Origin of the sequence: Azotobacter vinelandii CA (assembly GCF_000380335.1) — a bacterium.
Taxonomy (GTDB): Bacteria; Pseudomonadota; Gammaproteobacteria; order Pseudomonadales; family Pseudomonadaceae; genus Azotobacter; species Azotobacter vinelandii.
In genome coordinates this window covers 347,845-372,572 of the sequence record NC_021149.1, presented here as the reverse complement: position 1 = coordinate 372,572, position 24,728 = coordinate 347,845, and the positions used below count along the sequence as shown (strand labels likewise).

Sequence of the window (24,728 nt, the reverse complement as noted above, 5' to 3'; positions counted from 1 at the left end):
CGACCTTTTCTCGTCACACCCCTATGGACCCACCTAGAAATCGAAGCCCGTCAACAGGAGACGGGCTTCAGGGAACGGATATGTTTCCAGCGAGAATAGGGGGTGAAGTGCTTCATGGCCGACAATGGATGAATCGTTTGATGCTCTTTAAAAGTCCCACCGAGTAGTCAGCATCATATTTCGAGGCTCACCGTACATTTTGCCGTTACCAAACCCATAGTTACTATAGTAATATTTATCCAACAGGTTATTTACATTCAATGTAGCGGAAAGGTTATTGGTGATCTGACATTTGCTCATCGCATTCAGTAACCAGAATGCCTCTTGTCTATATTGGTGGGGATTACCTAACGCATCATTTTCGTCACTCCAAGTCGTGCCCTGATAGTTGGCGCCAAGGCCAAGGGTGAGTTTATTCAGCGCACCTGGCAGCCGATAAGTCGTATAAATCTTGAATTGATTTTCCGGCTGATAGGTCGTCAGCTTTTCGTTGGTTTCATCCTCTCGAATAACCTGATGAGTGAAGCCTGCCTGAATGTTCCACCCCGGCATCAACTCGCCTGTTACTTCTAGCTCAATGCCTTTGCTTTTGGCTTTCACTCCTTCATATATGATATAGTTATGTTCCACATTGCGAACGCCAGTACTTTCGGCACGATTATCTTGACGAATTTCAAAATAGGCCAAACTGGCATTCAAGCGGCCATTGAACCACTCGCCCTTGAAGCCGGCCTCATAGCTATCTCCCTCATCAGGATCGAGTACGGCATTGTTTTCATCTCGAACACTTTGTGGCTGAAAAATCTTGGTATAGCTAGCGTAAATCGAGAAATTATCATTCAGATCATAGGTAACTCCAGCAAAGGGAACTACCTCTCCTGTTTCGCGCATATTACTATCGCCACCTCGGCGATAGTTGGTAACACGGCCGCCTAGAATCACGGCAAGGTCGTCGGTCAGGGTGAGGCGAGTGCTAGCATAATAGGCACGCTGGTTAATGTTCGTCTCTCTTCTTGAGTTGATCCCCCCCAGTCTGGCCTCTGTATATCACCATCCCACTCCCAGAAATTATCCACTGGCAGAATTAGGTAGCGATGCCCCTTTCCCTTGAGGTGGTTACGGTAACCACTAACCCCTACGGCTAGCTCATGGGTTCGCCCAAAGAGCTCAAAAGGTCCACGCGCATAGCCTTCCAATGCATGTGTTCTCGTTTTATATCTGTAATACCCAGTCTGTAAGGTAGTGCTACCATCGTCAGCATCTGGAGTGTCACTAAGGCTACCTAGTTTGCCAATGTAGGCATTTCTCTGGAATGTGAAGTAAAGCCGACTGTTCCAGCCATTATCGAACTCATGATCCAGTTGAGTGAAGAAAGCATGACTAAATTCTTCATTATAACTCCAGCTTGCCCCTGGATTGTAAGAGCGAGGTACGTTGGTTTCATTGTTATGGCTATCCATCAGTCGAATCCCACCCCACATGTCACCATTTGGAGTTCTCTTGTCATAATTACCGCCCAAGGTCCACAGCGTCTGCGGAGAAAGATCCACCTCCAATATTCCATAGGCTGCTCGGGTTTGCTCCTTGGCGTGATCTTGAAAAGATTGTTTATCCTGGAAGGCAGCAGCAACTCTTCCGCGAACGCTACCGCTTGTATTCAGGGGGCCGCCGATATCCCATTCGGTACGGTAGTTATCCCAGCGCCCCATCTCGGCAGTGGCATGTCCAGAAAATTCATGGGTAGGCTTTTTGCGTACCATATTGAGCGTAGCACCAGGGCTCCCTGCCCCCGTAGTCAAGCCACTGGCCCCTTTGATGACCTCCACCCGGTCATATTGGATCATATCGCTCGATGTCTGCCCCATGGAGTTTACGTTATCGTCGAACGTGGGGATTCCATCGTATTGAAAGTTACTAATTTGATAACCACGCGCATAGTATAGGGAGCGAAAATTACTCAGGCGCTGCAAGGTCACACCTGGAGTATGCTCTATTACTTTATCGATGTCTGTGAGGTTGAAATCATCCATATGCTGACGCGTCACAACAGTAACTGTCTGTGGCGTTTCGCGTGGCGTCAGTACCAATCGAGTAGCTGAAGCAATCGTGCCTGGCGTATAGGACTTGGTTTGCTCAGTAATAGTGCCAAGTGAGTTGTCCTCTATTCGCATGGCATCCAGGGCCATAGCTCCCTGCTGCTCAACCGACTTGACCAGCGTCACCCGATCCGGCGCCAGGAAATGCGCGGATAGGCCAGTACCGGATAGCAAGAGTGTCAGGGCTTCGGCGGCGTCGTACCGGCCGCTGACGGCGGTCGAGACGAGGTTTCGGGTCAGTCCGGTATCGGCGAACAGTTGCACGCCGCTGATCTGCGACCAGCTCACCAGCGCGGCACTGAGCGATTGGGCGGGGATGTTCCAGTTACGCTGCTGCTCGGCGGTGGTTTCCTGCTGGGCCTGTACGGACGGGATTTCCGCCAGTACGCAGCCGATCGCACTGGCCAGCAACAGGGGTCGGAAGCGGGCGCCGAGGCGTTGCTTCGGCGAAAAACGGCGAGGTGGGTAGGGCATTTCGGACATTGCTCCGTCAATATGGTGCGAATCCTTCTTGTTCGCATCACATAGGGGACGGGCCAATGCGCGACTACAACGATGCGCGTCGAAAACTTTTTTGCCAGTTCCTCAGCGGCCCACGAACGTTGGCCGGATCATTGCTGTCCCTGCGTCTCGCCGGGACGCACCAGGGTCAGCCAGGGACCGATGCGGGTCAGGCGCAGGGCCAACACATCGGCCAGGCTCTCCAGGGCTTGCCGTGGCTGGCGAGTGTCGAAGACAGCGGTCACCGACAGGCTTCCCAGTGCCGAATCGGTCAATTGCAGGCGGCCCGGCATGTAGCGCTGCAATTCGGCCAGCACCTGCGCCAGGGGCGCATCCTGAAAGACCAGTCGCTGGTTTTGCCAGGCCAGCTCGTTGGCCACATCGACGTTTCTCACCGGTGAGAAGCCATCGGCGTCATAGGTCAGCGCCTGCCCCGGCTCCAGGCGCTGCCGTTGCCGATCCAGACTGACCTGGACCTGGTGTTCGCTGACCAGTACCCGTACCCGATCGCCACGCCGGCGGATATCGAACGCCGTGCCCAATGCCTGCGTATGGCCGGTCGCCGACTCGACCACGAACGGCCGCGCCGGATCGGCGGCCACCCGGAACCAGGCTTCGCCGCGATGCAGGCGAATCCGCCGCCGCGCCGTACCGTAATCCACGTCCAGCGCGCTGTCGGGCGCCAGGCGGATCAGCGAACCGTCCTCCAGCCGCCACTCCCGCTGTTCGGCGACGGCGGTACGGTAGTCCGCCAGCCAGGCGGGATCGTAGCGCCAGCCCAGGATCGCGCCGAGCAGGAGCATGGCTGCCAGGGCGCGGAGCGCTCGGGTCTTGCGGCGGAATGCCGGCTTCAGCGCCTGGGGTCGGACCGGGGCGACGGCTGGCGTGGCTGCGAGCCGATCCGGGGACGGGCCGGCTCCGCTCGCCAGCCGCTCCGCCACGGGATCGAGGCGGCGCCAGACCTCCTCGGCCCGCCGCCAGGCCTGTCGGTGCGCTTCGCTGGTCTCCAGCCAGGCGGCGAAACCCGCCCGCTCCTCGGGACCTGCGTTTGGGTCCTGCAGCAGGACACACCATTCGAGGGCCTGTTCGAGCAGGTTGTCGTTCCGGGTATCGGTCATGCCTTGGCTATCCTGAATCGTCGGAGGCAAGCAGTCTAATGGGTTCATTCCATCGCCTGCTCGAGCCGCGCCAGGGCCTTGACCATCTGCGAGACGACCGTGCTCTTGGAAATGTTCAGGCGCTCGGCGATCTGCGCGTGGCTGAGCCCTTCGACCCGGCAGAGAATGAAGATTTCCCGGCAGCGCGGCGGCAGGTTGTCGATGATTTCCAGCAGGCGTTCGAGGTCGTCGTGCGACTGGACCTCGCGCGCCGGGTCCACGGCCTGGGCCGGCACCTGGGCGATCTCCTCGTCTTCGGCCTGGATTTCGACCCCCATGTTCTGGTGCCGCAGGTGATCGGTCCCCAGATTGGTGGCGATGCGGAACAGGTAGGCACGCGGATTGACGATATCCCGCTCCGGCGTATGCCTGGCAAGGCGCAGCCAGGTTTCCTGGACCAGGTCTTCCGCCAGGCTGGGACTGCCGAAGCGCTGGCGGAGATAACCCAGCAAGGCATCGCGGTGCTCGATGAAAGCGGACAGCAAGCGTTCGCGCTCCGTGGACATGAGCGGGCATTCCTCAGACTTCTTCAGGGCACCGGTATCGGATCGACGCAGGCGATCCGTCTTCATGAGAAATATTCTCAATATTTTTCCGAAACGGCCAGAACGATTTCCTGCCTGCTGCCACGGGGCAGGCAGGAGTCGCGCTGGATTTTCGCCAATCCCCCGTAGGGGATTCATCCCCGACCAATCCGTCCTGCGGGTCGCCGACGTTTGCCGCGCCCCTGGCGCGGGTCGCGAATGAATTCGCTCCCACATCGGATGGCCGTCATGCGACGGATTTTCACCAATCCCCCTGTAGGAGTGGAATTCTCCGCGACCGACCCGCCAGCCGCCGCCTCACCGCGCCGTCGGCGCGGGTCGCGAATGAATTCGCTCCCACAGTCGCGGGAGTCGCGCCGGCCAGCGTGCTGCCGGAACGCGCCCAGACCCGGCGCAAACGGCGCGGACCGGGCGCGGTGCTTCGGGTGTTTCCCTCAGCCTCCGCTGGCATTCATGAAACGCAGCACCTGAACCTCCCCGCCCGCGGAGAAGTCGTGCTGCTGCGGCTTGTGCAGCAGGGCGCGATCGATGGCGTCCACGAGCGGCCGGTCGTCGGTCGGGTGGCGGCGCAGCAGGGCGCGCAGGTCCAGCGACTGTTCGTGGCCGAGGCAGAGCAGCAGGCGGCCCTCGACGGTCAGCCGCAGGCGGTTGCAACTGGCGCAGAAGTTGTGGCTGTGCGGCGAGATGAAGCCGATGCGGCTGGCCGGATGCGCCGGCAGGCGCACGTAGCGCGCCGGCCCGCCGCTCTGCTCGGCGCAGTCGAGCAGCGCGTAGCGGCTGGCGATCCGCGCCCTCACTTCGTCGCTGGAGCAGAAGGCCTCGCCGCGCGAGCGGCCGACTTCGCCCAGCGGCATTTCCTCGATGAAGCTGATGTCCAGCCCGCGCGCCACGGCGTAGTCGACCAGGTCGAGCACCTCGTCGGCGTTGCGCCCCTGCATCACCACGGTATTCAGCTTGATCCGCTCGAAGCCGGCGCCGCGGGCCGCCTCGATGCCGTCGAGCACCCGCGCCAGCTCGCCGCTGCGGGTGATGGCGCGAAAGCGCGCCGGGTCCAGGCTGTCCAGGCTGATGTTGAGCCGCTTCACCCCGGCCTCGGCCAGCGGCCGGGCCAGCCTGACCAGTTGCGAGCCGTTGGTGGTCATCACCAGTTCGCGCAGACCGGGCAAGGCGGCGATCCGCTCGCACAGACCGAGGATGTCGCGACGCACCAGCGGCTCGCCGCCGGTGAGGCGGATCTTCTTCACCCCGCGGCCGACGAACAGCCGGGCCAGGCGGTACAGCTCCTCGAGGCCGAGGATCTGCCGGCGCGGCAAAAAGCGCATGTCCTCGGCCATGCAGTAGACGCAGCGGAAGTCGCAGCGGTCGGTCACCGACAGCCGCAGGTAGTCGATGGTGCGTCCGAAGCCGTCTTGCAGTGCACTGGCCATGGGGATTCTCGTCAAAGGGATTCGGTGAATCGTCGTAGGGTGGAAAACCGCGCAGCGTTTTCCACCGGAGTTCTGCACGGTGGATAAGGCTGTGCCGTTATCCACCCTACGCACTCTCCCCGTCGGGGAGAGGGTCGGGGAGAGGGGCAGCAGGCATCTCGACCACCGTCCATCTCCCCTGCCCCCGCTCAGCCCGGAAAAAGGAACGGATTGAGGCCGCTGCGGGAAAAGCCCTGGCGCTCCACCTCGGCATCCAGGGCCAGGGAGGCCAGGTCGTCGGCGATCACCTCCAACTGCGGGTCGCGGTCCTCGTGGAGGACCTTGAGGTAGCCGTGGCAGTCGCCGCAGCTTTCCGCGCGGATCGCCGCCTGCTCGCTGTCCAGCGACCAGTAGTCGAGCCGGCCGCCCTCCTCGCAGTTGCTGCACTTGGTGCGCACCATGTGCCAGCGGCTCTCGCACAGCCCGCAGTGCAGGTAGCGCAGGCCGCTCTGGGCGCCGCCGCGGATCACGCTGGCCACCGGCGCGCTGCCGCACACCGGGCAGAACTGGCGTCCTTCGCCGACCCCGGCGCGGCCGGCGGCCGGCAGGCGCGCGGCCATCTGCCGCCAGTACAGCGACAGCGCGGCCCAGAGGAAAAGCGCGCGGTCGCTGCCGACCCTGGCGTAATCGCCGGCCAGCAGGGCGTCGGCCAGCTTTTCCAGGGCCGTTGCGTCGCAACCGCGCAGGCCGGCGAGGGTCTGCGCCACGGCCGGGGTCGGGCTGGCGTCGCGCAGTTGCTCGAACAACGCCTGCAACAGTTCGCGCCAGTGCCGCTCGCGCGGCAGGCCGGCGGCCTCCAGCGGCGGCCGTGCGCCGCCCAGACGGGCGGGCAGGCCGGCGGCCAGCGCCTCGGGCAGCGGCAACGCCTGGGCGGCCTGCTGCTGCGCCTCGGCGATACCGGCGGCGAAGCGCAGGTAGTCGGCCATCGGGGGGCCCTCGGCGAGCTGGCGCAGGCGCGCGGCGCGGCGGCGGTAATGCGGCTGCGCGGCGGGCAGGATCAGCGGCACTATGGCGCCGACGCCGCCGCTCGGCCGTTCGTCGGCGACCAGGCGGATGCTGTTCATTCGCCGCCCTCGCTCTTGGCCGGCTTGGCGGATATCTGCCGATACCAGCGGTCGTGGTGGCTCCGGGCCCAGGCACGCGAGACGTAGCCGGTGATCATCCCGGCGATCGAGCCCTTGACCCAGAAGGCCAGGTAGGCGTGACCGAGGATCAAAAGGATCAGCGCGATGCCGGCGGCGGCGTGCAGGAACAGGCCGAGGCGGATCAGCGGGATGGGGAAGGCCGGGGCGAAGTACGGCCGCCAGATCACCAGGCCGCTGAGCAGCAGCACGGAAATCAGGCTCATGATGCCCCAGAACAGAATCTTCTGGCCGGCGTTGTACTTGCCGATCAGCAGGGGCTTGTCGTGCTTGCCGAGCAGCACGTCCTTGACGTTGGCGAACCAGGCCAGGTCCTCGCGCTCCGGCAGGTTGTACTTGACGAAGCGGACGAACAGGTAGACCAGGGCGAGGAACACCACGACGCCGAGGAAGGGGTGCAGGATGCGCGCCATCTGCGGCGTGCCGAGCACGGCCCCCAGACCGCTGAGAGTCGGGAAGAACCAGGACAGCCCGGAGAACGCGGCGAGGAAAAAGCAGATCACCATCACCCAGTGGCAGGCGCGCTCGGGGAAGCGGGTGCGCAGGATCATGTCGCGCTTGTTCATGCCTCGGTCTCCTCGTGCTCGTCGGCGTGTTCGTCCACCTGGTTCGGGCCGACGCCGACGTAGTGGAACAGGGTGCCGGCCAGGGTGGCGAAGAAGGCCACCGCGGCGGCTGGCTTCATCCAGCCCTTCCAGCCCTGGATCGCGCTGCTGATGCGCGGGTCCCTGGGCAGTTCGTGGTACAGCTCGGGCCGGTCGGCGTGGTGCAGCACGTACATCACATGGGTGCCGCCGACGCCCTGCGGATCGTAGAGGCCGGCGTTGGCGTAGCCGCGCCCCTGCAGCTCCTCGACGCGCTGGCCGGCCAGATCGCGCATGTCGGCCTTGGTGCCGAAGTTGATCGCCCCGGTCGGGCAGGTCTTGGCGCAGGCCGGCTCCTGGCCCACCGCCACGCGGTCGGAGCACAGGGTGCACTTGTAGGCCTTGTTGTCCTCCTGGCTGAGCCGCGGCACGTTGAACGGGCAGCCGGCGACGCAGTAGCCGCAGCCGATGCAGTGCTCGGACTGGAAGTCGACGATGCCGTTGGCGTACTGGACGATGGCGCCCGGGCTCGGGCAGGCCTTCAGGCAGCCGGGATCGGCGCAGTGCATGCAGCCGTCCTTGCGGATCAGCCATTCCAGCCGGCCGTTCTCCTGCTGCACCTCGTCGAAGCGCATCACCGTCCAGCTCTTGGCGCTGAGGTCGGTGGGGTTGTCGTAGACGCCGACGTTGTGGCCGACCTCGTCGCGCAGGTCGTTCCACTCCGAGCAGGCGACCTGGCAGGCCTTGCAGCCGATGCAGATGCTCACGTCGATCAGCTTGGCGACTTCCGCCTGGTGGTCGCGGACCTGGGTCGGCGGGGTCAGCGCGCTGGTCGCCGAGCGCTTGACGATGTCTTGGGATTGCATGGACATGAAGAACCCTCCGTCAGACCTTTTCGATGTTCACGAGGAAGGCCTTGTACTCCGGCGTCTGCGCGTTGGCGTCGCCAACCGCGGGCGTCAGGGTGTTGGCCAGAAAGCCCTTGCGGGTGGTGCCCGTAAAGCCCCAGTGACAGGGGATGCCGACGGTGTCGACCGGCTGGCCGTCGATCTCCAGGGTGGCGATGCGCTTGGTCACCACCGCCTTGGCCTTGATGAAGCCGCGCATCGAGCTGACCTTGACGGTGTCGCCGGCGCGGATGCCCTTCTGCGCCGCAAGCTGTTCGCCGATCTCGACGAACTGCTCGGGCTGGACGATGGCGTTGAGCCGCGAGGCCTTGGTCCAGTGACGGAACATCTCGGTGATCGAGTAGGTGGTGGCGACGTAGGGGAAGTCCGCCGCGGTGCCCATGCGCTGGCGGTCGTTGTCGAACAGCCGGGTGGTCGGGTTGAAGGTGACCTTCGGGTGCAGCGGGTTTTCCGCCAGCGGCGACTCGATCGGCTCGTAGTGTTCGGGGAAGGGCCCGTCGCCCAGAGCGCCGACCGCGAACAGCCGGCCGAGGCCCTCGGGCAGCATGATGAACGGATTGGCCTCGCTGCCCGGCGCGACGGTGGCGGCGAAGTCGGCGACGTCGATGCCGCTCCAGCGCTGGCCGTTCCACTCGATCAGCTTGCGTTTCGGGTCCCAGGGCTTGCCCTGCGGGTCGACCGAGGCGCGGTTGTAGAGGATGCGGCGGTTCTGCGGCCAGGACCAGGCCCAGCCCGGCGTGCTGCCGAGGCCCTGGCCGTCGCTGGCGTTGTCGCGCCGCGCCATCTGGTTGCCGGCCTCGGTCCAGGAGCCGGCGAAGACCCAGCAGAAGCTGGCGGTGCTGCCGTCGGCGCGCAGCAGGGAGAAGTCGCGCAGCAGCTCGCCCTTTTTCGCCAGCAGGTTGCCCTGCGGATCGTAGAGGTCGGCCAGGGCGTAGCCGTTGGCCTCCCGGGCGACCTCCTCGGGCGCCGGGTCCTCCGGATCGCTGTAGTTCCAGGCCATGTTGAGCAGCGGCGCGGGATTGGCGCCGCCCTCCCGCTCGTACAGCTCGCGCAGCCGGAGGAACAGGTGGCCGAGGATCTTGCCGTCGTGCCAGGCCTCGGCCGGCGGCGCCGCCCCGGCCCAGTGCCACTGCAGCCAGCGCCCGGAGTTGGCGATCGAGCCGTTCTCCTCGGCGAAGCAGGACGACGGCAGGCGGAACACCTCGGTCTGGATCTCGGCGGGATTCACGTCGTTGGCTTCGCCGTGGTTCTGCCAGAAGTTCGAGCTTTCGGTGACCAGCGGGTCGATCACCACCAGGTACTTGAGCCTGGACAGGGCGGCGACCGCCTTGTTCTTGTCCGGGAAGGCGGCGATCGGGTTGAAGCCCTGGGCGAGGTAGCCGTTGACCTTGCCCTCGTACATCAGCTCCATATAGCGCAGCACGTCGTACTCGACGTCCCACTTGGGCAGCCAGTCGAAGCCCCAGTCGTTGTCCCTGGTCGCCTTGTCGCCCCAGACGCTCTTCATCAGGCTGACGAAGAACTTCTCGGTGTTCTGCCAGTAGTTCACCTGGCCGGGCAGCAGCGCCTTGGGCGTGCTCTGCGCGAGGTAGGTGGCCAGGTCGGGCTGGCGCTCCGAGGGCAGGTTCAGGTAACCGGGCATGCGCACCGAGAGCAGGCCGAGGTCGGTGTAACCCTGGATGTTCGAGTGGCCGCGCAGGGCGTTGATGCCGCCGCCGGGCATGCCGATGTTGCCGAGCAACAGCTGGATCATCGCCGCGCCGCGGATGATCTGCACGCCGCTGGTGTGGTGGGTCCAGCCGAGAGCGTAGAGGAAGGTCGCGGTCTTGTCCGGCGCGCTGGTGTCGCCGAGCAGCCGGCAGATCTCCAGGAAATCCTCCTTCGGCGTGCCGCACAGGCGCGTGACCATTTCCGGGGTGTAGCGGCTGACGTGCTGCTTGAGGAGGTTCCACACGCAGCGCGGATGGCTGAGGGTCGGGTCGCGCCGGGCGTGGCCGTTCTCGTCGAGCTGATAGGCCCAGGAACTGCGGTCGTACTGCTTCTTCACCTCGTCGTAGCCGCTGAACAGGCCCTCGTCGAAGCCGAAATCGTCGCGCACCAGCAGGCTCGCGTTGGTGTAGGCGCGCACGTACTCGTGCTGGATCCTGTCGTTGGCGATCAGGTAGTTGACCACGCCCATCAGGAAGGTCACGTCGGAGCCGGCGCGGATCGGCGTGTAGAGGTCGGCGACCGCGGCGCTGCGGTTGAAGCGCGGGTCGACCACGATCAGCTTGGCGCCGTTGCGGATCTTCGCCTCGATGGCCCACTTGAAGCCCACCGGGTGGGCCTCGGCGGGATTGCCGCCCATCACCAGCACGACGTTGGCGTTCTTGATGTCCACCCAGTTGTTGGTCATCGCGCCGCGGCCGAAGCTGGGCGCCAGGGCGGACACCGTCGGACCGTGGCAGAGCCGCGCCTGGCAGTCCATGCCGAGAATGCCGAGGGCGCGGGTGAAGCGCCAGTCGAGGGCGCCGGTCTCGTTGCTGGCCGCCGAGGAGCAGAGCATGCCGGTGGTCAGCCAGCGGTTCACGGTGACGCCGGCGGCGTTCTTCTCGACGAAGTTGGCGTCGCGGTCGTCCTTCATCAGCCGGGCGATGCGCTCGATGGCCTCTTCCCAGCTTATCCGCTGCCACTTGTCCGAGCCCGGCGCGCGGTACTCGGGATACTGCAGACGCTGCTCGCTGTGGATGAAGTCGACCAGGCCGGCGCCCTTCGGGCACAGCGAACCGCGGCTGACCGGATGGTCCGGGTCGCCCTCGATGTGGAAGATGCGCGGCTTGGCGTTCTTCGCGCCGTCGCCCAGGCTGTACATCAGCACCCCGCAGCCCACCGAACAGTAGGTGCAGTTGTTGCGGGTCTCCTTGGCGCGCAGCAGCTTGTACTGGCGCGGTTGGGTGGCGTTGGCCACGCCGGGGGCGAAGCCCAGGGTGGCGGCGGTGGCGCCGGCCACCCCGGCGGTACAGAGCTTGAAGAACTGTCTTCTGCCAAGTTCCATGAGGATCTCCTGAAAAGAGGGACGAGCGCGCTCCGCGCTTCGCGGCGGGAAACGCTCGGGACTTTCGATCGGGTTGCAGGCCGCGCCGGCGGCGGAACGGCGCTTACGGAGCGCGGGGTACCGGGCTGTAGACCCGCGCCGCGCTGTGGTGCGGCAGGTGGATCAGGTTGAGATGGTGGCGGCGCGCCCAGTCCACGGTCAGCGCGGTGGGCGCCGACAGCCCGACCAGGGTGCCGATGCCGGCGCGCACCGCCTTGTGCAACAGTTCGACGCCGCAGCGGCTGGTGACCACGGCGAAGCCGCGGCCGGCCCCCAGTCGTTCGCGCACGAGGGCGCCGATCAGCTTGTCGAGGGCGTTGTGCCGGCCGATGTCCTCGCGGCACAGGCGGATCTCGCCGTCTCCGTCGACGAACAGCGCGGCATGCAGGGCGCCGCTGCGGCGGGCCAGGCGCTGCTCGGCGGCGATGCGCTCGCGCAGGTTCGCGAGCTGTCCGGCCGGCGGCAGCGGCGCCGGATCGAGCGCCGTGAGTCGCGGCAGCGCCTGCTCCAGCGCCTCCACCCCGCAGATGCCGCAGCCGCTGCTGCCGGCCAGCCGGCGGCGCTGCTGCTTGAGCCGCCAGAAGGCACGGCTGGAAATCCGCACCTCGGCCCGCCAGGCTTCGGCGTCCTCGACGAGCCGCATATCGTAGATTTCATCGGCACTATCGATGATGCCGGCGGTCAGAGTGAAACCCTGGACGAAGTCCTCCAGCGCCTCCGGGGTGACCATCATCACCGCATGGCCGAGGCCGTTGTAGCTGATCGCCAGCGCGCACTCGGTGGCCAACTGCGTCTCGCAAACCCGCGCAGGCTGGTCCAGATCGGCATAGCGATAAGTTCCCGCGACGGTCGGGGGAGGCTCCTTGGCGGGGTGACTGGCGTGATGCGGCATGGCGGCGCACTCGGCGATGATTTGACACAAGTCAAGTCTATTCGTGGCTCCTAGGGTCCGACCAATCGCTATTGCCGATCCTTTGATCGATATCGTCTATCGACCCGCCCGCAACTGCGACATCCTGCCGCGCAAGCCGCGCCGCTGCGCGCTCCGCCCTCCGGGACGCCACACCGTCCCCCTCGCGTCGACCGCTCGCCCTTAGCCTTTGGTCTACCCTGGAGCCCCTTTTTCGAATGCACGAAATGCACGCGAGAGCGGAATCATCATTGACTTAAGGAATTAGCCGGGCTCCAGCTGTGTAAACCCAGCGGGTTGTTCACGAAAGGCAGTCGTCGGAAAGGCGGCATGAAGCCCCGCCTCGACCGGCGGACCGGCAGGACTCCAGCACGCCCCGCCTCCTCGACCGGGGCCACCTCCGGACAGCGCGGTATCCAGGCGCATCCGGGCAGGACTTGCCGGTCGGCCCCGTTACATACTTGCGCCGGTCGCGGACCCGGAAGTCGGCTATGGACAAGATGCTCGCCCTGAAAATGTTCGTGGAAACGGTGAGAAGCGCCGGTTTCTCCGCCGCCGCCAGGCGTCTCGGTATCGCCACCTCGTCCGTCACCCGGATGGTCACCGCCCTGGAGTCCGAACTGGGGACCGTGCTGCTGAATCGCAACACCCGCAATGTCAGCGTGACCGAGGCCGGGGAGCGCTATTACGCACACGCGGTGGCCATCCTGAAAGCCATCGAGGAAGCCGACGCCACCATTACCGACCGGGGCAGCGAGGCCAGGGGACGCCTGAGCGCCAGCGTGCCGGTCGAGTTCGGGCGGCGGGTCATCGCGCCCCGCCTGGGCCGACTGCTCGATCGCCATCCGGCCCTGGAAATCAGCCTGATCTTGAGCGACGAAATCATCGACCTGCTCGGCGAGCGGGCCGATGTCGCCGTGCGCCTGGGCACTTCGATGCTCAACGACGATGTGGTCAGCCTGAGGATCGGCGAGTTTCGCCGCTGGGTGGTGGCGAGCCCGGAATACCTGGCGGGCCGGGACCGCCTAGTCCACCCGGAGCAGCTCGTCGAGCACGACTGCCTCACGTTCGCCTACGCGACGACGGAACCGCACTGGAGCTTCCGCAAAGGCGACGAGCGCATCCGGGTCGATGTCCGGGGACGTCTGCGAAGCAACAACGCGGACATCCTGCGCGAGGCGGCGCTCGCCGGCAGAGGTGTGGCCCTGCTATCCGACTGGCTGGTCGGGGAGGATGTCGGCAAAGGACTGCTGAGGCACCTTCTGGCGGACTACGAGGCCACGCCCGGCAACCTCAGTTCGGCCATCAATGTCCTGTACCTGCCCAATCACCGGGGTTCGCGGCGGGTCGGCGCATTCATCGAGTTTCTCCGGGAAATCATCGGCGAGCCCGGCTGAGCCGCGCGCCTCCCGGCAAAGCCCCGTTGCGGCCGCTCCGGCGCCGCGCGGAATCCCGGCCGGCCGGCGCCGTTCGAATCGGCGCAACGGACCGTTGCTCCGGGCGCCGATTCTCCGCGCCCCGGCCGGGAAATAACGTAAGGACTCCCGATGCGATAAGCCCTGGAGGCCTACCCGTGCACCCTTCTCTCTTCGACCCCATCAGCCTCGGCGAGCCGGACCTGCCCCAGCGGATCGTCATGGCGCCACCGAGACGCGCCGACGCCATCGCCTTCGGTCGGCCGTTCATCGCCAATCCCGACCTGCCCGAGCGATTCCGCCGCCGGGCGCCCCTGGACACGCCTGACAGCAGCACCTTCTTCGGTGGTGCTGCCGAGGGCTACATCGACTATCCGTCACTGATCGGCTGAGGGACCCGCCATGAACGCATTCGCCAACTCCAGCGCCACGAAGCTCGGGCAGGAATCGCTTTCCCGGGGCCTGGTCCTGCTCTTCGCGATCTGTTGCGGCGCCATCGTCGCCAATCTGTACTACGCCCAGCCGATCATCGGCCTGATCGCCCCCTCGATCGGCATGCGCCCGGAAGGCGCCGGCCTGATCGTCTCCCTGACCCAGATCGGCTATGCGCTGGGCCTGCTGCTCCTGGTACCGCTCGCCGACCTGCTGGAAAACCGCAGGCTGATGCTGCTCACCACCGCCGCCGCGCTCGTCTGTCTGCTGGGCGCCGGACTCGCCTCCTCGCCGGGCCTGTTCCTGGCCCTCTCGCTGCTGGTCGGCCTGAGTTCCGTCACAGTGCAGATGCTGATTCCCCTGGCCGCCCACCTGGCGCCGGAGCGGACCCGCGGACGGGTCGTCGGCAACATCATGAGCGGCCTGCTACTCGGCATCCTCCTGGCGCGTCCGGCGGCCAGCCTGATCGCCGGACAGTTCGGCTGGCGCGCGGTCTTCTTCGTCGCGGCGGCCATGATGGCCGGGATCGCCGTGGTCGTCGCCGTCACCATTCCCCGTCACGAGCCCGCTCGGCGCATCTCTTACGGCCGGCTGCTCGCCTCCTTGCTGGACCTGCTCCGGCGCTACTCGACGCTGCGCCGGCGGGCGCTCCATCAGAGCCTGATGTTCGCCTCGTTCAGCCTGTTCTGGACCGTGGCGCCGCTCGAACTGGCGCGCCACCAGGGGCTCGATCAGGGCGAGATCGCGCTGTTCGCCCTGGTCGGCGCGATCGGCGCCATCGCCGCGCCGATCGCCGGCCGCCTCGCCGATGCCGGCCACACGCGGCCCGCCAGCGTGGCGGCCCTGATCCTGGCTCCGCTGGCCTTCATCGCCAGCCTGCCGATACCCGGCGCAGGCTGGGTGGGCCTGGCGATCTGCGCGCTACTGCTGGACTTCGCCGTGCAGTTGAACATGGTGCTGGGCCAGCGAGCGGTCTACGCACTGGAGCCCGGCAGCCGGGCAAGGCTGAATGCGCTGTACATGACCGGCATCTTCCTGGGTGGCGCGCTGGGCTCCGCCATCGCCAGTCCCCTGTATGAAAGCGTCGGCTGGCACGGCGTCGTCGTGCTGGGCGCCGCATTGCCCGGTCTGGCGCTCATCGGGTTCCTGCATGCCGAACGGAGGTCGCGCGCCTGATCCCCACCCGGCAGGGCACCGGCCCGGCCGGCGCCCGGCGATCCAGCGCTGGCCGAGGCCAGCCTCCGGCTTCCCCCGAGCGCCCTTTTAAATGCACAAAACACATATAACAATAGAATTATTATTCACTTAATGAATTAAAAGCGGAGCGCTAGCATCCCTCTCCAGCATGGAATACCAAGAGAGGGAATACCGATGTCGCAACCTTCGGACGGCCTGTCGCGCCGCCGCTTTCTCGCCGGCAGCGCCGGCGCCCTGGCCCTGTCGCCGCTGCTGCTCCACGGCCGGCGCGCCGGGGCGGCCACGCCGGGCCGGCTGCGCGTGGCCCAGTACAAGGGCGGCGACAAGCTGCTGCTGGAGGCCGCCGGCCTCGCCGACACGCCCTACCCCATCGACTGGGCGGAGTTCGCCTCGGGCAACCTGATGGTCGAGGCGATGAACGGCGGTTCGCTGGATCTCGCCTACGGCAGCGAGATCCCGCCGCTGTTCGGCTACCTCAAGGGCGCGCGCATCCGCGTGGTCGGAGTGATCAAGGGCGACGTCAACGAACAGACGGTGCTGGTGCCGAAGGATTCGCCGATCCGCTCCATCGCCGATCTGAAGGGCAAGCGCGTCGGCTACGTGCGCGCCACCACCACCCAGTACTACCTGACCAAGATGCTCGACGAGGTCGGCCTGAGCTTCGCCGACATCCAGGCGATCAACCTCACGGTGCCCGACGGCGCCGCCGCCTTCCGCACCGGCCAGCTCGACGCCTGGGCCATCTACGGCTATTCGGTGCCGCTGGCGCAGACCTCGGTCGGCGCCCGGGTGCTCAAGCGCGCCAACGGCTACCTGTCGGGCAACTATCTGTTCTTCGCTGCGCCGGAGGCCATCGCCGATCCGCAGCGCCAGGCGGCGATCGCCGACTATTTCGCGCGCCTGCAGAAGGCCTTCGCCTGGCGCCAGGCCAACCACGAACGCTACGCCGCGGCGCTCGCCGCGGAGATCGGCGTGCCGATCGAGGCGGTGCTCACCCTGCTGCGCAACGAGAGCCAGGTGCGCCGCCTGGTAGCGGTGGACGATGAGGCGATCCGCAGCCAGCAGGACGTGGCCGATACCTTCCACAAGGCCGGGGTGATCGAGCGGTCGGTGGACGTGCGTCCGCTGTGGGACCGCAGTTTCGCGACCGCGTTCGCCGGCTGAGGCCGCGAAGGCGCGATGCCCCTTTTTCCACCTGACCTGCACGGAAACCTGCCATGACACATTGCTCCCGACGGCGTTTTCTCACTCTGGCGGGCGGCGCGCTGCTCGCCGCCCCCCTGGCCGGCCGCCTCGCCCTGGCGGCGCCGGGCGACTGGCCGCAGCGCCCGATCAGGTACGTCGTACCCTGGCCGGCGGGCGGCCCGACCGATACCTTCGGGCGGGTGATCGCCAACGAGCTCGCCACCCTGCTCGGCCAGCCGGTGGTGGTCGAGAATCGTACCGGCGCGACCGGGGCCATCGGCGTCCGGCATGTCGCCCGCAGCGAGCCCGACGGCTACACGCTGCTGGCGCCGAACACCACCTCGCTGATCGGCAACGTCGTGGCGACGCCCGAAGCCGTCGACTTCGACCCGTTGAAGGATTTCACCCCGATCGGCCTGTTCGTCGACTCCTCGGTGGTGCTCTGGGCGCAGGCCTCGACCGGCATCGCGAACTTCGCGGCCCTGCGCGAGCGCGCCCGCGACGCGGAGCGTCCGCTCTCCTTCGGCACCACGGGCGGCGGCTCGGTTTCGGAACTGTCGGTGGAACAGCTCGCCCGCCATTTCGGGCTGAACCTGCTGAAAGTGCCATACAAGGGCACCGCACCCCAGGTCGCCGACCTGGTCGCCGGGCATATCGACATCGGCGTGGCCGACTACCCGGTCGCCGCCGGGCATTTCGCCAGCGGCAAGCTGGTCCCCCTGCTGGTCATCGGCCGCCAGCGCCTGCCGGAACTGCCGGAGGTGCCGACCAACTTCGAGCTGGGTATCGAGGAGCCCGACTTCACGATCTGGAACGGCCTGTTCGCGCCGGCCGCGACACCGGCCCCGATCGTCGCCCGGCTGCGCGAAGCCCTGGCCGTCGCCGCCCGCAGCGAGGCCTTCCGCAAGGTCGCCGAGGGCCAGGGCAACCGGCCGATCTTCCAGACCGGCGAGGAAGCCAGCGCCCGCCTGCGCCGGGAGCTGGACAGCCGGCGGAAATTCAAGGAACAGATCGAACGAGGCGTCCCGGCGGCCTGAACGAGGGCCGGAGAACGGCCCCAACGCATGGCGCTGCGCGGATTTTCCAATACGAAAGGCCTGTTTGGACGACGATGACCACCTACACCGGCTCTTGCCACTGCGGTGCGGTCCGCTTCGAGGTCGAGGCCGAGATCGACCATGTGCGCGTATGCGACTGTTCGATCTGCTCGATGCGCGGGGCGCTGAACGTTCGGGTTCCGAAGGAGAACCTGCGCCTGCTGACGCCCTGGGAGGATTTGTCGCTCTATCGGTGGGGTTCCCGGACGGCGAAAGACTACTTCTGCCCTCGATGCGGCATCCTGCCGTTCAGGCTCCCCAGCGATCCGACACCGCGAGAGCTTCGCGAAGGCGTGCGCCCCTTCGACGGCTGGGCCGTGAATGTCCGGTGCCTGCAGGGGATCGATTTCGACTCGCTGCCGGTCAGGCGGATTCACGGAAGTCGAATCCGACTCGAACCGACCTGAACGGGCGGCGCGGATATTCCCGCCGGAAAATCGCCGCGCGGGCTTTACGCACCGCGCGGAAACCCAGCGTGGCGCACTTTCCGCCATCCCTGGCCCACGATGCCGCTTCCTCGACTGAACGCCATCGTGGAACGGCCGGCCGTCAGGCCGGTTGCCGCGCCTCGTCGTTCGCCAGCGCCAGGCAGCCGAGCAATGTCCTGAGCACCGGTACCGGTTCGCCGTAGCCCTCGGCGATGGCGATCGGCGCGGCGAGCAGCGCCTCGATCTCCAGGCGGCGCCCGGCCAGGCGGTCCTGCAGCATCGAAGTGCGCGTGCCGCCCACCTCCTCGGCGCGGCGCACCCGCTGTTCGGGGGTCAGGCTCGGCGGATGGCCGTCCCGTTCGGCCAGGCGGTAGATTTCCGCCATGCCGGCGAGCAGCACCTCGCGGGTGCGCGGCGTGCGCGCCAGTTCGCCGACCGTCGCCCCGGTGATCGCGCTCAGCGGATTGAGGGTGGCGTTGCTCATCAGCTTGGTCCACACCTCGCGGCGGATGTCGGCCGTGCTCTCGGCCGGAATCCCGGCCACCCGCCAGCCCTCCACCAGCGCCAGCAAGGGCGCGTCCGGCCCGCCCTGGACCCGCGCGCAGATGTAGCGGTCGCTGCCGGTGCGGCGCACGCGGATGCGCCCGGGCGCGGTGCGTTCCACCGCGTGCTGCACGACCAGCGCCACGCTGCGCGCCAGGAACGGCACGCCGGCGATCTCGCCGTCGCGGTGCGACCACCACCAGGGAATGCCGTTCTGCAGGAAGACGTATTCGCTGGCGGCATCGCCGAGGCTCGTCAGGCGCGGCAGCAGTTCGCCCAAGTCGTGCGACTTCACCGCGACCACGACCTGGGCGAAGGGCCCGCGCAGTTCGTCGAGCGGCGCATAGCGCACCGCCGGCGCCTGCCAGCTCTCGTCGCCTTCGGCAGCGATCCCGTCGGCCTGCGCGCCGGCGCCCGGACGCTGCGCCACGGTCACGGCATGCCCGGCCAGGCTCAGACGCCCGGCCAGGTACAGACCGAGACTGCCGCCTCCGACGACGGCGATGGAGGATTCCGTGGACATGTTCGTTCTCCTTGCAATGAGCCGGCCGACGGCCACGCGGCCGCCCCGCCGGCGGGGAAGTCAGAAAGGCGCGAAGGCCTCGATCGGCAGGCGCAGGGGAATCCGCTCGCGCACCCGCGGCAGCAGCTCGCGGCCGAACTCGATGGCATCGGCGAGCGGGTCGAAGCCGCGCACCAGGAAACTCTCGACACCGAGACGATGGTAGGCGGCGAAGGCTTCGGCGATCTGTCCGGGGGTGCCGACCAGGGTAGCCGAATCGCCGTCGAGGCCGCACCACAGGCAGTCGTCGAAGACCTGGCCGCGCGAGGCGAAGGGCAGCAGCCGTCCGGCCCGGCTCCAGGCCTCGGCTTCGCTGGCGCCGAGCACCACCCGCAACGAGAGACCGAAGCGCACCGCGGCGGCGCGTCCTTCGCGGGCGGCGGCGGCGCGCACCATGCCGATGCGCACGGCGACGGTGGCGAGCGGCTCGCCGGCCATCGCGTAGACGTCGGCATGCCGGCCGGCCAGCCGGGCCGCGGCCGGCGAGGCGCCGCCGCAATGGATCGGCAGACGCGCCTGCAGCGGATGCAGGGCGCTCAGATGACCTTTCACCCGGTAGTGGCGGCCGTCGAAATCGAAGGGTCTGGTGCTGCTCCAGGCACGCCGCAGCAGCGTCAGGTACTCGTCGCTGCGCGCCGGCCAGTCGCCGCGTTCGAGAAAATCGCCGTCGCTCTGCGGCCCGCCGTCGTCGAACAGGCGCAGCGCCGCGCGACCGTCGCTGAAGTGATCGAGAGTGGCGAACTGGCGTGCCGCCTCGGTCGGCGCCTGCAGGCCCGGCCGGTGCGCCACCAGCAGGCCGAGCCGGCGGGTCTGCTGGGCGACGTGGGCGGCCACCTGCAGGCCGTCCGGGGCCGCCTCCTGCCAGCCGATCAGTGCCGCGCCGAAGCCGCCGTGCTCCAGGGCGCGGGCACAGGCGCCGAGGTAGGCCTTGTCCAGCGGTACGGCGCCGGGCGGCAGGGGCTCGCGGATATCCCGGGCGGGAAGGACGCCGATGAATTCGAGGCGGCTGACACTGAGCATGCTGCGGCTCCGAGGGGCGAATGGATACGGAAGCGGAAGCCTACTGAGATGGCTTGTTAATATCCAAAAACCATTATTTATATGGTTATAAAGACCCGCAGGTTCTAAGTGCTATCCACAGGCCTTTCCCGTGTCATCGGTCGGCCGGGACCAGCCGTCCGGTCCGCCCCGCGCCGCAGCGAAGCCGTTCAGCGCGGCGTGCGGAAGAAGGCCTTGGCCTCGCGGAAGCAGGCCTCCGCCAGCGGCGAACGCGGTGCGGCGCGGCGGATGATCAGGCCCAGCGGGGCCAGGGTGCGGGCGTCCTCGATGGGGGTCAGGCGCAGGTGCTCGGACTCCCGCTCGAAACCGCCCTCCAGCGGCACGATGCCACAGCACAGGCCGGCGCCGACGGCGCGCACCAGCAGATAGACGGCATCGGTTTCCAGGCGCAGGTTGGGCGTCAGGCCGTGGCGGCGGAAACCGTGGTCGATCGACTGGCGAAAGTGCATGCCGGTCGACAGCAGGCCCAGGGGCAGCTCCGCCAGTTCCGTCCAGCCCAGCACCGGCGCGGCGAAATCGAAGCGCCGCGGGTCGTGCAGCAGGCCCATGTGGACCTCGGTCAGCGGATGGGCGTCGAACAGCACGCGGTCGAGCTGTTCGAGATAGGAGATCCCCAGATCGAGCTGGTTGCGTCCGAGCTGCTCGAAGATCTGCTCGCTGCTCAGCACACCGATCCGGAAGCGCAGGCTCGGATGCAGCTCGGCGAACAGGCCGACCAGGTTCACCGGGTCGAAGCCGGCCAGCGGCACCACGCCCAGGCGCAGGGTGCCGACCAGTTGCCCGCGGCAGGCGGCGGCCTCGGTATACAGGCCCTCCTCCGCCGCCAGCAGGGCCCGCGACCAGGCCAGCACGCGCAGACCTGCCTCGGTGAAGCCCTCGAAGCGATGACTGCGGCGAATCAGCTCCAGCCCCAGCTCCGCCTCGAGGTCGCGGATGCGCATCGACAGGGTCGGCTGGGTCACGTGGCAGCGCGCGGCGGCCTGGCCGAAATGCCGGGTCTGCTCCAGAGCGACGAGGAATTTGAGCTGCTTGATGTCCACGCGACGGCCTTTGCCATTGGAAACCGGTCGTCAGCTTGCCGGCAATCGTCCGCCGAGAAAAGCACGATGGCCTCACGGATGCTTGCACGATTCCTGCAAGCGGCATATGAGTCGAGACCCGGTCATCCACGATCCGCCATTGTGGGAAATAATGGATGACAGACCCATCCGATCCGTCGAGCGCCTCCTCATGCAACTGCCCGCCTTCCTCCGCCGTCCGCGCTGGCGCAGCCTGGCGCTGCTCGCCCTGCTGCTGGCGCCGCTGCTCTGGCCGCTGCAGCAACTGGCCGAGCGCTACTACCTCGGCGAACTGCTGCAGCAGAACCGCCAGACCCTCGACCTCTACGTCGCCAACCTGCTCGGCACCCTGCGCCGCTACGAGGTGCTGCCGCAGATCCTCGGCGACCTGCCGGCGCTGCACAACGTGCTGCGCCAGCCCGGACAGGCCGAGGCGGTGGCCGAGGCCAACGGGCTGCTCAAGAAGATCCGCGAGCGCACCGGCGCCGACTCGCTGTACCTGATGGACGCCCATGGGCGCACCCTGGCCGCCTCCAACTGGGACCAGCCGGACAGCTTCGTCGGCCGCAACTTCGCCTTCCGCCCCTATTTCAGCGAGGCCATGGCCGGCCGCCAGGGGCAGTTCTTCGGCCTCGGCACCACCTCCGGCAAGCGCGGCTACTACGTCGCCGCGGCGCTGCGCGAGGGTGGCGAGCCGCTCGGCGTGCTGGTGATCAAGGTCGACCTGGACCACACCGAGCAGCTCTGGGGTAACACCCCGGAACGCCTGCTGGCCACCGACAAGCACGGCGTGGTGATCCTCACCTCGCACTCCGACTGGCGTTTCCGCGCCACCCGGCCGCTGGACGCCGACGAACTGGCCGAGATCGCCACCAAACTGCCCTACCCCACGCGCGATCCGCAGCCGCTGCAACTGAACCCCGGGGACTGGCTGATCCAGCAGCAGCACATCGAGGAAACCGGCTGGACGGTGCGCATCCTCGCCCCGCGCAGCCTGCTCGAACGCCCGGTGCGCGCCGTGCTGATCAGCGGCGGCGCCGGGCTGCTGGTGCTGATGCTGCTGCTCAGCCTGCTGCTGCAGCGCCGCCGCCACTACCTCGAACGCATCGCCCTGGATACCCGCACCCGCCAGGAGCTGGAGCACCGCGTGCAGGAACGCACCCAGGACCTGGAAGAACTCAACCGGCGCCTGAAGCGCGAGGTGCTGGAGCGCGAGCAGGCCCAGCAGGAGCTGGTCCGCGCCCAGGACGACCTGGTCCAGGCCGGCAAGCTCTCGGCCCTCGGCACCATGAGCGCGAGCATCAGCCACGAACTCAGCCAGCCGCTCGGGGCGATCCGCAGCTACGCCGACAACGCCGGCGTACTGCTCGACCACGAGCGCTACCCCGAGGCGCGCGAGAACCTGCAGCAGATCAGCCAGTTGACCAAGCGCATGGCGCTGATCATCGCCCACCTCAAGGCCTTCGCCCGGCGCGACCGCCAGGCCCCGGAGAGCGTCGCCCTGCAGCCGGCGCTGGAGGACGCCCTGGCCCTGCTGGCCAATCGCCGGCGCAGCCTGGAAGTGGAACTGATCCGCGACCTGCCGGAGGCCACCCTGTGGGTCCAGGCCGGCGAGACGCGCCTGCGCCAGGTGCTCGGCAACCTGCTGGCCAACGCCCTCGACTCGCTGGCCGAGCGGGCGCCACCGCGCCGCCTGTGGCTGACCACGCGGCTCCTCGACGACGGGCGGATCAGCCTGAGCCTGCGCGACAACGGCCCCGGCTTCTCCGCCGAGGCCCTGGAGCGCGCCCGCGAACCCTTCTACACCACCAAGACCACCGCCCGCGGCCTGGGCTTGGGCCTGGCCATCTGCGACAGCCTGGTCAACGCCCTGGGCGGCGAACTGCTGCTGGCCAACGAGCCGGGCGGCGGCGCGCTGGTCACCCTCAATCTGCAGCCGGCCACCAGCGCGGTCGGCGCCCAGACCGTGGAGGACTATCCATGACCGTCGACGCCTCGATCCAGGTGCTGCTGATCGACGACGACCCGCACCTGCGCCAGGCCCTCAGCCAGACCCTCGACCTGGCCGGCCTCGGGGTCTGCGCCCTGGCCGACGCCCAGGGGCTGGCCGGACGCATCGACCGCGACTGGCCGGGCGTGGTGGTCAGCGACATCCGCATGCCCCGCATCGACGGCCTGGAGCTGCTCGGCCAACTCAAGGCGCTGGACGCCGAACTGCCGGTGCTGCTGATCACCGGCCACGGCGACGTGCCGCTGGCGGTGCAGGCGATGCGCGCCGGCGCCTACGACTTCCTGGAGAAACCCTTCGCCAGCGAGGACCTGCTCGACAGCGTGCGCCGCGCCCTCGACCTGCGCCGCCTGGTGCTGGACAACCGCAGCCTGCGCCTGGCGCTGGCCGACCGCCAGGCGCTGACCACCCGCCTGGTCGGCCAGTCGCCGGCCATCGCCCGCCTGCGCGAGCAGATCGGCGCCCTGGCGGCGACCAGCGCCGACGTGCTGATCCTCGGCGAGACCGGCAGTGGCAAGGAGGTGGTGGCGCGCGCCCTGCACGACCTGTCGGCGCGCCGCGACGGTCCCTTCGTGGCGATCAACGCCGGCGCCCTGGCCGAGTCGGTGGTGGAGAGCGAACTGTTCGGCCACGAGGCCGGCGCCTTCACCGGCGCGCAGAAGCGCCGCATCGGCAAGTTCGAGTTCGCCAACGGCGGCACCCTGTTCCTCGACGAGATCGAGAGCATGAGCCTCGATGTGCAGGTCAAGCTGCTGCGCCTGTTGCAGGAGCGGGTGGTCGAGCGGGTCGGCTCGAACCAGTTGATCCCGCTGGATATCCGGATCGTCGCGGCGACCAAGGAGGACCTGCGCCAGGCCGCCGACCGGGGCCGCTTCCGCGCCGACCTCTACTACCGGCTGAACGTCGCACCGCTGCGCATTCCGCCGCTGCGCGAGCGCGGCGAGGACATCCTGCTGCTGTTCCAGCACTACGCCGACGCCGCCAGCGCCCGCCACGGACTGCCGCCACCCGGCCTGCAGCCGGAGCAGCGCGCCCAGTTGCTGCTGCACCCCTGGCCGGGCAACGTGCGCGAGTTGCAGAACGTCGCCGAGCGCTTCGCCCTCGGCCTGGAACTGGGCCTGGGCCCGGCGCCGGGCCAGGCGCCGGACATGGAGCCGCCGGCGGCCGGCGGCCGGCTCACCGAGCAGGTGGAAGCCTTCGAACGCGCGCTGATCGCCGCCGAGCTGAGCCGTCCGCACGGCTCCCTGCGCAGCCTCGCCGAGGCCCTCGGCATACCGCGCAAGACCCTCTACGACAAGCTGCGCAAGCACGGCCTGAGCTTCGCCGATGGCGGAAATCCGCCGGACGATGCCGCCTGACTGG

Annotated in this window: 19 protein-coding genes and 1 pseudogene; 8 read left to right on the top strand and 12 right to left on the bottom strand. The window is 67.4% G+C overall.

Annotation, left to right across the window (positions count from 1 at the left end; all coding sequences use genetic code 11):
- Nucleotides 1–147: 147 nt before the first annotated feature.
- The 9 genes and pseudogenes from AVCA_RS27100 to fdhD all read right to left on the bottom strand — a co-directional run bounded on the left by AVCA_RS27100 (nt 148) and on the right by fdhD (nt 12,364).
- Nucleotides 148–2,570 (bottom strand): annotated as a pseudogene (locus AVCA_RS27100) (TonB-dependent siderophore receptor).
- Nucleotides 2,571–2,707: 137 nt separating this feature from the next.
- Complete coding sequence (locus AVCA_RS01820; RefSeq protein WP_012699076.1) at nt 2,708–3,715, bottom strand: FecR family protein; 1,008 nt, start codon at nt 3,713–3,715, stop codon at nt 2,708–2,710.
- Nucleotides 3,716–3,759: 44 nt separating this feature from the next.
- Nucleotides 3,760–4,260, bottom strand: coding sequence for an RNA polymerase sigma factor (locus AVCA_RS01815; RefSeq protein ID WP_231876240.1), 501 nt, complete (start codon nt 4,258–4,260; stop codon nt 3,760–3,762).
- Nucleotides 4,261–4,733: 473 nt separating this feature from the next.
- Nucleotides 4,734–5,726 (bottom strand): GTP 3',8-cyclase MoaA, encoded by a 993-nt coding sequence (moaA, locus tag AVCA_RS01810; RefSeq protein ID WP_041806867.1) that lies wholly within the window; start codon nt 5,724–5,726, stop codon nt 4,734–4,736.
- Between the two features lie 188 nt (nt 5,727–5,914).
- Complete coding sequence (fdhE, locus tag AVCA_RS01805; protein WP_012699072.1) at nt 5,915–6,829, bottom strand: formate dehydrogenase accessory protein FdhE; 915 nt, start codon at nt 6,827–6,829, stop codon at nt 5,915–5,917.
- Entirely contained in the window at nt 6,826–7,473 is a 648-nt protein-coding gene (locus tag AVCA_RS01800) for a formate dehydrogenase subunit gamma (RefSeq protein WP_012699071.1), read from the bottom strand. Before AVCA_RS01800 ends, fdhE begins: the two co-directional genes overlap by 4 nt.
- A complete protein-coding gene (fdxH, locus tag AVCA_RS01795; protein WP_269147686.1) occupies nt 7,470–8,357 on the bottom strand; it encodes a formate dehydrogenase subunit beta in 888 nt (295 codons plus the stop codon). The genes AVCA_RS01800 and fdxH overlap by 4 nt, the downstream gene beginning before the upstream one ends.
- 19 nt (nt 8,358–8,376) lie before the next feature.
- The gene (gene fdnG / locus AVCA_RS01790; protein ID WP_012699069.1) at nt 8,377–11,433 is read right to left on the bottom strand and encodes a formate dehydrogenase-N subunit alpha; all 3,057 of its coding nucleotides are present in this window, start codon (nt 11,431–11,433) and stop codon (nt 8,377–8,379) included.
- Nucleotides 11,434–11,536: 103 nt separating this feature from the next.
- Nucleotides 11,537–12,364, bottom strand: coding sequence for a formate dehydrogenase accessory sulfurtransferase FdhD (fdhD, locus tag AVCA_RS01785; protein ID WP_012699068.1), 828 nt, complete (start codon nt 12,362–12,364; stop codon nt 11,537–11,539).
- Nucleotides 12,365–12,873: 509 nt separating this feature from the next.
- Here fdhD and AVCA_RS01780 point away from each other — a divergent pair.
- The 6 genes from AVCA_RS01780 to AVCA_RS01755 all read left to right on the top strand — a co-directional run bounded on the left by AVCA_RS01780 (nt 12,874) and on the right by AVCA_RS01755 (nt 18,115).
- Nucleotides 12,874–13,779 (top strand): LysR family transcriptional regulator, encoded by a 906-nt coding sequence (locus AVCA_RS01780; RefSeq protein WP_012699067.1) that lies wholly within the window; start codon nt 12,874–12,876, stop codon nt 13,777–13,779.
- A gap of 176 nt (nt 13,780–13,955) precedes the next feature.
- Nucleotides 13,956–14,189, top strand: coding sequence for a hypothetical protein (locus AVCA_RS01775; RefSeq protein WP_012699066.1), 234 nt, complete (start codon nt 13,956–13,958; stop codon nt 14,187–14,189).
- A 10-nt stretch (nt 14,190–14,199) separates the two neighbouring features.
- The gene (locus AVCA_RS01770) at nt 14,200–15,405 is read left to right on the top strand and encodes an MFS transporter (protein ID WP_012699065.1); all 1,206 of its coding nucleotides are present in this window, start codon (nt 14,200–14,202) and stop codon (nt 15,403–15,405) included.
- Nucleotides 15,406–15,600: 195 nt separating this feature from the next.
- Complete coding sequence (locus AVCA_RS01765; protein ID WP_012699064.1) at nt 15,601–16,590, top strand: ABC transporter substrate-binding protein; 990 nt, start codon at nt 15,601–15,603, stop codon at nt 16,588–16,590.
- 53 nt (nt 16,591–16,643) lie between these two features.
- On the top strand, nt 16,644–17,648 hold the full coding sequence (locus tag AVCA_RS01760) for a Bug family tripartite tricarboxylate transporter substrate binding protein (protein ID WP_012699063.1): 1,005 nt from the start codon (nt 16,644–16,646) through the stop codon (nt 17,646–17,648).
- Between the two features lie 74 nt (nt 17,649–17,722).
- Nucleotides 17,723–18,115: a GFA family protein gene (locus AVCA_RS01755; RefSeq protein ID WP_012699062.1), complete on the top strand. Its 393-nt coding sequence runs from the start codon at nt 17,723–17,725 to the stop codon at nt 18,113–18,115.
- A 142-nt stretch (nt 18,116–18,257) separates the two neighbouring features.
- On the opposite strand, the gene AVCA_RS01750 is transcribed toward AVCA_RS01755, so the two are convergent.
- From AVCA_RS01750 to AVCA_RS01740, 3 genes are all read right to left on the bottom strand, one after another.
- Nucleotides 18,258–19,202, bottom strand: coding sequence for a ketopantoate reductase family protein (locus AVCA_RS01750; RefSeq protein ID WP_012699060.1), 945 nt, complete (start codon nt 19,200–19,202; stop codon nt 18,258–18,260).
- Between the two features lie 60 nt (nt 19,203–19,262).
- Nucleotides 19,263–20,261 (bottom strand): LLM class flavin-dependent oxidoreductase, encoded by a 999-nt coding sequence (locus AVCA_RS01745; RefSeq protein ID WP_012699059.1) that lies wholly within the window; start codon nt 20,259–20,261, stop codon nt 19,263–19,265.
- 188 nt (nt 20,262–20,449) lie between these two features.
- Entirely contained in the window at nt 20,450–21,340 is an 891-nt protein-coding gene (locus AVCA_RS01740) for a LysR family transcriptional regulator (RefSeq protein WP_012699058.1), read from the bottom strand.
- A gap of 190 nt (nt 21,341–21,530) precedes the next feature.
- Between AVCA_RS01740 and AVCA_RS01735 the strand changes: the two genes are divergently transcribed.
- Entirely contained in the window at nt 21,531–23,342 is a 1,812-nt protein-coding gene (locus AVCA_RS01735; RefSeq protein ID WP_012699057.1) for a sensor histidine kinase, read from the top strand.
- Nucleotides 23,339–24,724 (top strand): sigma-54-dependent transcriptional regulator, encoded by a 1,386-nt coding sequence (locus tag AVCA_RS01730; RefSeq protein WP_012699056.1) that lies wholly within the window; start codon nt 23,339–23,341, stop codon nt 24,722–24,724. Before AVCA_RS01735 ends, AVCA_RS01730 begins: the two co-directional genes overlap by 4 nt.
- Nucleotides 24,725–24,728: the final 4 nt, after the last annotated feature.

Coding starts and splice junctions, on each gene's coding strand:
- AVCA_RS01820 (WP_012699076.1), bottom strand. CDS start 3,715: ATGACCGATACCCGGAACGACAACCTGCTCGAACAGGCCCTCGAATGG.
- AVCA_RS01815 (WP_231876240.1), bottom strand. CDS start 4,260: ATGTCCACGGAGCGCGAACGCTTGCTGTCCGCTTTCATCGAGCACCGC.
- moaA (WP_041806867.1), bottom strand. CDS start 5,726: ATGGCCAGTGCACTGCAAGACGGCTTCGGACGCACCATCGACTACCTG.
- fdhE (WP_012699072.1), bottom strand. CDS start 6,829: ATGAACAGCATCCGCCTGGTCGCCGACGAACGGCCGAGCGGCGGCGTC.
- AVCA_RS01800 (WP_012699071.1), bottom strand. CDS start 7,473: ATGAACAAGCGCGACATGATCCTGCGCACCCGCTTCCCCGAGCGCGCC.
- fdxH (WP_269147686.1), bottom strand. CDS start 8,357: ATGCAATCCCAAGACATCGTCAAGCGCTCGGCGACCAGCGCGCTGACC.
- fdnG (WP_012699069.1), bottom strand. CDS start 11,433: ATGGAACTTGGCAGAAGACAGTTCTTCAAGCTCTGTACCGCCGGGGTG.
- fdhD (WP_012699068.1), bottom strand. CDS start 12,364: ATGCCGCATCACGCCAGTCACCCCGCCAAGGAGCCTCCCCCGACCGTC.
- AVCA_RS01780 (WP_012699067.1), top strand. CDS start 12,874: ATGGACAAGATGCTCGCCCTGAAAATGTTCGTGGAAACGGTGAGAAGC.
- AVCA_RS01770 (WP_012699065.1), top strand. CDS start 14,200: ATGAACGCATTCGCCAACTCCAGCGCCACGAAGCTCGGGCAGGAATCG.
- AVCA_RS01765 (WP_012699064.1), top strand. CDS start 15,601: ATGTCGCAACCTTCGGACGGCCTGTCGCGCCGCCGCTTTCTCGCCGGC.
- AVCA_RS01760 (WP_012699063.1), top strand. CDS start 16,644: ATGACACATTGCTCCCGACGGCGTTTTCTCACTCTGGCGGGCGGCGCG.
- AVCA_RS01755 (WP_012699062.1), top strand. CDS start 17,723: ATGACCACCTACACCGGCTCTTGCCACTGCGGTGCGGTCCGCTTCGAG.
- AVCA_RS01750 (WP_012699060.1), bottom strand. CDS start 19,202: ATGTCCACGGAATCCTCCATCGCCGTCGTCGGAGGCGGCAGTCTCGGT.
- AVCA_RS01745 (WP_012699059.1), bottom strand. CDS start 20,261: ATGCTCAGTGTCAGCCGCCTCGAATTCATCGGCGTCCTTCCCGCCCGG.
- AVCA_RS01735 (WP_012699057.1), top strand. CDS start 21,531: ATGCAACTGCCCGCCTTCCTCCGCCGTCCGCGCTGGCGCAGCCTGGCG.
- AVCA_RS01730 (WP_012699056.1), top strand. CDS start 23,339: ATGACCGTCGACGCCTCGATCCAGGTGCTGCTGATCGACGACGACCCG.